The sequence below is a fragment of the Eubacterium sp. 3_1_31 genome (assembly GCF_964249515.1).
Lineage (GTDB): Bacteria > Bacillota_I > Bacilli_A > Erysipelotrichales > Erysipelotrichaceae > Longicatena > Longicatena caecimuris.
This window is the reverse complement of the sequence record NZ_CAXUBY010000110.1, coordinates 1-924: the sequence shown is the minus strand read 5'-3', so window position 1 is coordinate 924 and position 924 is coordinate 1. Positions and strand designations below refer to the sequence as shown.

Below are 924 nucleotides of genomic sequence, written 5' to 3'. Positions count from 1 at the left end.
CCCGTCTTTAGAAGTTAGCACCATGTTTCTTTAGGAGCAAAAAAAACAAATGTTAATCAGAGCCCGTATTTATGCGGGTTTTTATGTGATAAAATACTTTCATATTTTATTTAATTGTGTTATAATGATGGTGCCGTGGTGTATTCATGTCGGAGGTGTTCTTATGGCTTATTTCCTTAAGGTTGCTAAACAACAAAATCGTACCTATTTATCTATTTACGAAAGCTTTTATTCTCCTGATGTTAAGGGAACCAAGCATCGCAGTATTAGAAAACTTGGTAATCTTCAGTCTCTTATTGATTCTGGGATTGATGATCCTATTGCCTACTACAAAGCTGAAGTGGCTAGAATGAATGAAGAAAGAAAACTCAAAAATGCGAATGCAAAGATAAATCAAAGACTTATTGGTGAAGTCTCTCCTGAAAAGTATCTCGGCTATTTTCCTCTTGCCAACATTCTTAACACATTAGATGTAAAAGATCATTTTAACTATATGCAGTCTACTCGCTACTTTCAGTTTAATGTCTATGATATATTCTCATCTCTTGTATTTGCACGTGCTGTAGCACCTTTGTCTAAACACAAAACGTTTCATGATGTACTTCCTTCCCTTTTGAATGAAGTTGACTTCAGCTATGATCAATTATTAGATGCCGTTGAATTTCTGGGGAGTGAATATCAGAAGTTCACTGAAATACTTACGGTAGCTACAGCTGATAATTTTGGTATTGATACAAAACATACTTTCTTCGATTGTACGAACTTCTACTTTGAAATCGATAAAGAAAATGATTTTCAAAGACGTGGCCCATCTAAAGAAATGCGTCATGATCCCATTGTTGGGCTAGGTCTATTACTTGATGCCAATATGATCCCCATCGGTATGAGGATGTATCCCGGTAATGAGTCAGAGAAGCCTATTAT

1 protein-coding gene is annotated in these 924 nt (G+C 35.6%); it reads left to right on the top strand.

Features of this window, described 5'->3' with window-relative positions:
• Window positions 1-163 precede the first annotated feature (163 nt).
• Window positions 164-924 (top strand): IS1634 family transposase (locus ACESSZ_RS16460; protein WP_439750072.1); only part of this gene is annotated, 761 nt, incomplete at its 3' end.